Origin of the sequence: Neisseria sp. P0007.S010, from assembly GCF_051962875.1 — a bacterium.
In the GTDB taxonomy this organism is placed as follows: Bacteria; Pseudomonadota; Gammaproteobacteria; order Burkholderiales; family Neisseriaceae; genus Neisseria; species Neisseria subflava_A.
Genome location: NZ_JBQCUX010000054.1, coordinates 1 through 258, shown reverse-complemented (window position 1 = coordinate 258; position 258 = coordinate 1). Strand labels below are relative to the sequence as shown.

Here is a 258-nt window from a genome sequence, read left to right as displayed (position 1 = left end):
CGCTGATACACGGCATTGCAGCGGCGCGTTATTGGGATATGGGCGAGGGCGATTTTGGCGACAGCCGCGATTTCAAGTGGAACAACTACATCAGCCGCTACCACAACCGCCATTGCGACCTGATGGATCTGCTCGCTCTGTACCAACCGCGTGCTAATGTACCGCTGGACGATATGGCGAAACTTTGCGGCTTTCCTGGCAAACTGGGCATGGACGGCAGTAAAGTTTGGGAGGCGTTCCACGCAGGTCGTCTGAAAG

At 56.2% G+C, this 258-nt stretch carries 1 pseudogene; it reads left to right on the top strand.

What is annotated here, in order from left to right:
• Positions 1-258, top strand: a pseudogene (locus ACTHR7_RS10875) (3'-5' exonuclease); the annotation flags it as partial.